The organism is Novosphingobium sp. 9U, assembly GCF_902506425.1.
In the GTDB taxonomy this organism is placed as follows: domain Bacteria; phylum Pseudomonadota; class Alphaproteobacteria; order Sphingomonadales; family Sphingomonadaceae; genus Novosphingobium.
This window is the reverse complement of sequence record NZ_LR732505.1, coordinates 25,679-31,678: the sequence shown is the minus strand read 5'-3', so window position 1 is coordinate 31,678 and position 6,000 is coordinate 25,679. Positions and strand designations below refer to the sequence as shown.

Below are 6,000 nucleotides of genomic sequence, written 5' to 3'. Positions count from 1 at the left end.
ACATCGGACATTACCTCATTGGCGAGGCGATCTTCTGCGGCTTGGAGGCGAGCGTCACCAAGATGCGCGAGCTGATGGACGCGGTGCGGTGAAAATTACGGGATCTGTCCTCCCCGGTACGGGGAGGACAAGAATGATCATCGGCCTCGGCTCTGACCTGTGCAACATCGAGCGCATCCAGGCGTCGCTCGACCGCTTCGGCGATCGCTTCCTCAACCGCGTCTTCACCGAGGTCGAGCGCAAGAAGGCAGCGCGTCGGCCGCACACGATCGCCGGCACCCTCGCCAAGCGCTTCGCGGCCAAGGAGGCGTTCTCCAAGGCGGTGGGCACCGGCTTCAAGGCGGGGGTGTTCATGAAGGACATCGGCGTCGTCAACGCGCCCTCGGGCGCGCCGACCCTGGCGCTCACCGGCGGGGCCGCCGCCCGGCTCGCCACGCTCGTGCCGGAAGGATACGAGGCTGTGGTTCATCTTACCCTCACCGACGATCATCCATGGGCACAGGCCTTTGTCATCATTGAAGCGCGCCGCGCATAGGATCCCTGCCCAACCCATGAGCAACATCAACGCCGAGGCCGCCTTGCACGATGATATTCCGGCAGGCGATCCGGCCACGCGCAGCGGACCCGACCGGGTCGACTGGCCACGCGAACTGCGCGGGCTTGCGCTGATGCTGCTGGCGGTTCTGGGCTTCCACAGCTTCCTTGCCAAGCCGTTCTACATCCCCTCGATCTCGATGATGCCCAACCTGCTGGTCGGAGACCGCTTGGTGGTGAGCAAATACCCGTACGGCTGGGACTGGTCGTCGATCAGCTTCCACCTGCTCCCGCGCGGCGACTGGCGGATCCTGGGCCGCACGCCCGAGTACGGCGACATCGTCATCGTCGTGCCGCGCAACCGCAAGGAAGACCTGATCAAGCGCGTGGTCGCCCTGCCCGGCGACCGGATTGCGGTGATCAACGGCCAGATCGTCCTCAACGGCAAGCCCGTACCGCAGCGTCCCGAGATGCCGGTGCAATTGCCGGTCGAGGACAAGCTGATGTGCGATGCCGGCGGGTTCCAGAAGCCGTGCCTGGAAGACTTCGAGGACTACCGCACCCGCCTGCCCAGCGGCCGCGAGGTCTACGAGTTGCCCGCCTACCGCGAAACATTGCCCAATGGTGCGAGTTACACGATCATCGATCACGCGAACCAGACTCTGGATCACTTCCCGGAGATCATGGTTCCTGAGGGGCACGTATTCTTGATGGGCGACAACCGCGACCACTCGGCCGATAGCCGCATGCCGCTGTGGGGCAATGGCCTTGGCGGGCCGGTGCCGCTCTCCGACATCGGCGGCCGGGCCGAGTTCATCACCTTCTCGCTGGACGGCAGCCAAAGCTGGAACCCGCTGAGCTGGTTGCGCGCATTGCGCACAGGGCGCGCCGGATCTTCACTGCGACCGCCGCTCCAGCCAGTCGCCGCTGCGCCGCGGTCCGCAACGTGACAGATCCGGCCGATCGCCCCGACACCGAGCAGGTGATCGACGAAGGTCTCGCCGGACCAACCGACATCGCCGATCCGCGCGTCCGCTTCGAAGTGCGCCGCGCGATGACGTGGTTCGGCGTCGCGTTGCTGTTCGGCCTCGCCATCTTCCTGTCCGGATCGCTGCTGGTGATCTTCGGCGGCGTCGTCTTCGCCGCGCTGATCGACGGCGGCGCCCGGCTGCTGGGCAAAGTCCTGCCGATCGGGCGCGGCTTGCGCGTTGCCATCGTGCTGATCGCAGCGCTGGCGTTCATGCTGTGGACGATCCAGTTCGCCGGCAGCCAGATCGCGCAGCAGGCGGCGCAGCTGCCAACGACCATCCAGGGCCAGTTCTACAAGGGCCTGGGTTGGCTGCAGGGCCACGGCATCAAGGTCGACACCGGTGACGTCCAGAAGCTGGCGCAACAGGCGATGGGCGGCATCGGCCAGGTCACGCGCGCTGTGGGCGGCCTGATCGGCGGCCTGACCACGCTGTTCCTGATCGTAGTGCTGGGCATCTACTTCGCGATCGAGCCCGACATCTATCGCCGCGGCGTCGCCTGGATCCTCCCTGCCGACCGCCGCGACGAGTTCGAGCGCAGCGCCCAGGAAATGGGCCGCTCGCTGCGCCGCCTTCTGTTTGGGCGCCTGCTCGGCATGGCGGTGGAAGGTATCGCCACCTGGATCATGCTGCAGGTCTATGGCGTGCCGATGGCGTTCCTGCTCGGCCTCATCACCGGGCTGCTCGCCGCCCTGCCCAACATCGGCGCCCCAATCTCAGGCGCTATCATGGTCATGGTCGGGTTCTCCGGCGGTGCCGACATGGGCATCTTCACCATCATCGTCTATGCGCTGGTCCAGACGATCGACGGCTACGTCATCGTGCCGATCATCGCGCGCAAGACGGTGGACCTGCCGCCAGCGCTGGTGTTGGCCGCGCAGCTGATCATGGGCGTGCTGTTCGGGATCCTTGGCTTGGCCCTCGCCGACCCGCTGGTGGCCATGCTCAAGGTCTGGCTCGAGCGGACCGCCGACCGCAACCAGGAAAAGCAGGAGAACGGCGAGCACCTCGCCTCACCAGCCGCCGCGTGAGCCGAGCGGGCACTCGCCCTGCAAGGGAACTTCCGTTAACGCGCCCTAGGCTTTAGGGCCGCAGGCACCATGGCGCGCAAGTTCCTCTACATCGTTACGGGCCTCGTCGTGCTCGTCCTCCTGGCCTTCCTGGCTTTGCGCATCTTCGCGCAGGACCTGACCGAGATCGCCTTCGTGCCCTCGGCCAAGTTCACCGATCAGCCTAAGCTGGCCGAGGCGAGCTACGACGATCCCGACATGTGGCTCGCAAGGCCGGGCATGAAGAACGATGCGGCGCGCTGGCTGCCATCCGACTTCGCCCAGGTCCAGGCGAGCGAAGCTGCGAGCGAGGGTGCTGACGAGGCGGCCCCCGCGGTAACGGCCGAGAGCAAGGTCGATGCGGCCGTTTTCTTCGTCCACCCGACCGGCCTCGTCAGCCGGTCGAGCTGGAACGCCTCGCTCGACGATCAGGTCTCGCGCCAACGCTCGCGACTGTTCGTGCAGGGCATGGCCAGCCCGTTCAACGCCAGCCCCGACGTCTGGGCACCGCGCTATCGCCAGGCTGCGGTGGGCGCCTTCCTGACGGACGCGCCCGAGGCGACGCAGGCGCTCGATCTCGCCTATCGCGACGTGGCGCAGGCGTTCGATACCTTCGTGAAGTCGATCGGTCCCGGGCAGCCGATCGTGCTCGCCGGTCACAGCCAGGGCGCCTTCCACTTGCGCCGGCTGATCCGCGACAGGATCGCCGGCACGCCGTTGGCCAAGCGCATCGCGGTCGCCTACATCATCGGCTGGCCAGTTTCCAACGATCGCGACTTGCCGCTGATGGGCATGCCGGCGTGCAAGGACGCGACGTCGACGGGCTGCGTGGTAAGCTGGCTCAGCTTCGCCGACCCACCCGAGACAGAGATGCTGCTGCGTGCCTATGCCCGCCGGCGCGGACTGGATGGCCAGGAAGTCGGCGCCGACCCTTCGTTCGTGTGCGTCAACCCGATTAGCGGCGTGGAAGACGGCAAGGCTGCGGCACGCGAGAACCTGGGGACGCTGGTGCCCGACCTTGCCCAGGGCACCGGCACCCTGGCTCCCGGCGTGGTGCCGGCCCAATGCGGGAAGGATCACCTGCTGCACATCGGCGCGCCGCCGGACCTCGACATGGGGCCCTATGTGCTGCCGGGCAACAACTACCACCTATACGACATCACGCTGTTCTGGGCGAACCTGCGCGCCGATCTCGCGCGTCGGGTGGGGGCATTTAGCGCCAAGTAAGCGCCGGCTGCACGATCAGCCCGCGGCTTTCGCCAGGCCCAACCAGTCGGTCATGGTGTGAGAACGGGCTGTCATGGCGTGGAGTCAGCATCGCAGACCGCTCGTGCTGAGCTTGTCGAAATACCCCAAAAAAGCCGCCACTCAATTCAACAGCGAGCTGACTTCGTTCTGGAGCGCTTCCAAGCGGTAAGGCTTGGGCAGAAAATGCCCTTCGTCCGGTATCTGCGTCTGGGTGGGCCAAGTATCGCCCGATGTCACCAGGATCTTCATCGCCGGCCAGCGCTCGTGCACCAACTTCGCCAACTCAAGCCCGTTCATGCTGCCAGGCATGCGGATATCAGTGAACAGCACATGCACCTCGCCCAGCAATTCGAGGATGCGAACGGCCTCATCCGCGTCCTTGGCCTCGATCACTTCGAAACCCGCTTCCTCGAGCGCGTCGATGCCGATCGCTCGGATCATCGGCTCGTCTTCGACCAAGAGGACCTTCGTTTTCAATCGCGAACCCATGCTCAACTCGTCATACCAACCTGTGATATGAACGAGCGCACACGGAAAGCCGTTCCAGCCCACTGAAAAAATCGAGGGAATTACACAACTTAACACTAGGTTAAGATGGTAAACCTTGCAATCAAAGCGGATTGTCGAGCTGGATGATCGGTTCCTCGCTCGCGCGCTGCGTGGTCTTGGCCTCTCGCGGAGCGGCGAAGCTGGCCAGCACCGGCGTGTCGCGGCCATAGATGTCGGCGAACTTCTTCAGCTCGCCATCGATCGATCGCGCCATGGTCATGTAGGTGATGTAGACCGGAAAAGTCCGCGTCATCGCCACTTTCTGGTAGACACCCGCACGCGACAAGTCCGCCGCCTGATCGGCCGGCATCTGCGCGCCCAGGATGGCCATCGTCATGCCCAGCTCCACCGCGCGTTCGGTCCGGATGCAGCCGTGGCTGAAGGCGCGCACTTCGGAGTTGAAATACTGCTTCTGCGGCGTGTCGTGCAGGTAGATCGCGTGGGGATTGGGCATGTCGATCTTCATCAGGCCCAAGGCATTGTTCTTACCCGGCTGCTGGACGACCGTGATCATGCCGTTCTCGGCGCGCGTGCCCTTATAGCCCGCCGCCTTGGCCCAGCCGGGATTGGCCATGACCTTGGCACCCAGCCCCTCGCCCTTGACGATCGACTGCGGCACCGTCCAGGTCGGGTTGAACACCACCGCGCTGACCGTTTCGGCCAGCTGCGGCGTCGCGGTGCGACCGGGCTTGCCGACCACGGTCTTGTAGGTGCGGATGTTGCGGTTCTTGACCGTCAGCCGCAGCTGGAACTCCGGCACGTTGGTGATCAGGTAGACCTCACCCAGGTCGTGCGCCAGCCAGCGCCAGCGGTCCATGTTGACGCGGATCAGCGACTTCCTGGCGGCCTGCGCCTCGGGCGTGTCGGCCAGCGCCTGCTTGAGAACGGCATAGTCCGGATGTGTCGGCGCCAGAGAGGCGACAACACCGGCCACGTCGTGGCTGGCGAGCGCCTGCTCCATGATGGTGGCCGTGGGCATCTTGTCCTGGTCGGGATCGACCGCGAACCACTGCACCCGCGCCGGCACCGGCGTGCGCCCGTCGCGCAGATCCTCGATCAGCCAGGCGAACGAGCGGCTGGCGACCTGGTCCAGCGCGGGCCCTGGGCCTTGCGCGATCGCCGCCTTGAGCGCCTCGGGCTGGTAATCCTTGGCGAACAGCCCTTCGCTCTTGATGCCCTGGATGGTGGTGAGCAGCGCCTGAGCGTCTGCGACCGGCCAGTTCATCAACGGCTCGCGCACGGGCACCGGCTGAACGACGGGCTCGGCAGTGCTGGAGGGATCGGCATCCTCGACCGCCGGCGGCAAACCCTGGACCGAAGCGGGCGGCGTGGGCGCAGCGGTGCTGGAGCGCGCCTTGCTCGACGGAGCCGGGCTTGGCGACGTATTGGGCGCGCCAATGTCCCAGTCAGACACGGAGGGCTGCGGCGTGATCTTGGGCGCGCCGCTCTTCTGGGCAAGCGCGGGCTGCACGGCGACCCAAGCCATGAGTACGCCCGTGAGAGTGACCGCCGCGATGCCTGCTCGCCTGCGCTGAATCATGAGTGCCAGAACTCGCCCCAAACCTTGATAATCGACCGACCTGATGATGCAG

At 65.7% G+C, this 6,000-nt stretch carries 6 protein-coding genes and 1 pseudogene; 5 read left to right on the top strand and 2 right to left on the bottom strand.

Annotated elements, in window-relative coordinates:
- The 5 genes and pseudogenes from GV044_RS19090 to GV044_RS19070 form a co-directional block, all read left to right on the top strand.
- Positions 1-92: pseudogene (locus tag GV044_RS19090) on the top strand (pyridoxine 5'-phosphate synthase); the annotation flags it as partial.
- 41 nt (positions 93-133) lie between these two features.
- The gene (gene acpS, locus GV044_RS19085) at positions 134-535 is read left to right on the top strand and encodes a holo-ACP synthase (RefSeq protein WP_159873896.1); all 402 of its coding nucleotides are present in this window, start codon (positions 134-136) and stop codon (positions 533-535) included.
- Between the two features lie 16 nt (positions 536-551).
- Positions 552-1,484, top strand: a complete 933-nt coding sequence (gene lepB, locus GV044_RS19080; RefSeq protein ID WP_159873894.1) for a signal peptidase I — start codon at positions 552-554, stop codon at positions 1,482-1,484.
- The gene (locus GV044_RS19075) at positions 1,481-2,593 is read left to right on the top strand and encodes an AI-2E family transporter (RefSeq protein WP_236555106.1); all 1,113 of its coding nucleotides are present in this window, start codon (positions 1,481-1,483) and stop codon (positions 2,591-2,593) included. Before lepB ends, GV044_RS19075 begins: the two co-directional genes overlap by 4 nt.
- 69 nt (positions 2,594-2,662) lie before the next feature.
- Complete coding sequence (locus GV044_RS19070) at positions 2,663-3,838, top strand: DUF3089 domain-containing protein (RefSeq protein ID WP_159873892.1); 1,176 nt, start codon at positions 2,663-2,665, stop codon at positions 3,836-3,838.
- A gap of 141 nt (positions 3,839-3,979) precedes the next feature.
- Here the strand turns inward: GV044_RS19070 and GV044_RS19065 are convergent, their stop codons facing one another.
- On the bottom strand, positions 3,980-4,411 hold the full coding sequence (locus GV044_RS19065) for a response regulator (protein WP_201299161.1): 432 nt from the start codon (positions 4,409-4,411) through the stop codon (positions 3,980-3,982).
- 58 nt (positions 4,412-4,469) lie between these two features.
- Complete coding sequence (locus tag GV044_RS19060) at positions 4,470-5,894, bottom strand: L,D-transpeptidase family protein (protein WP_159873900.1); 1,425 nt, start codon at positions 5,892-5,894, stop codon at positions 4,470-4,472.
- Positions 5,895-6,000: the final 106 nt, after the last annotated feature.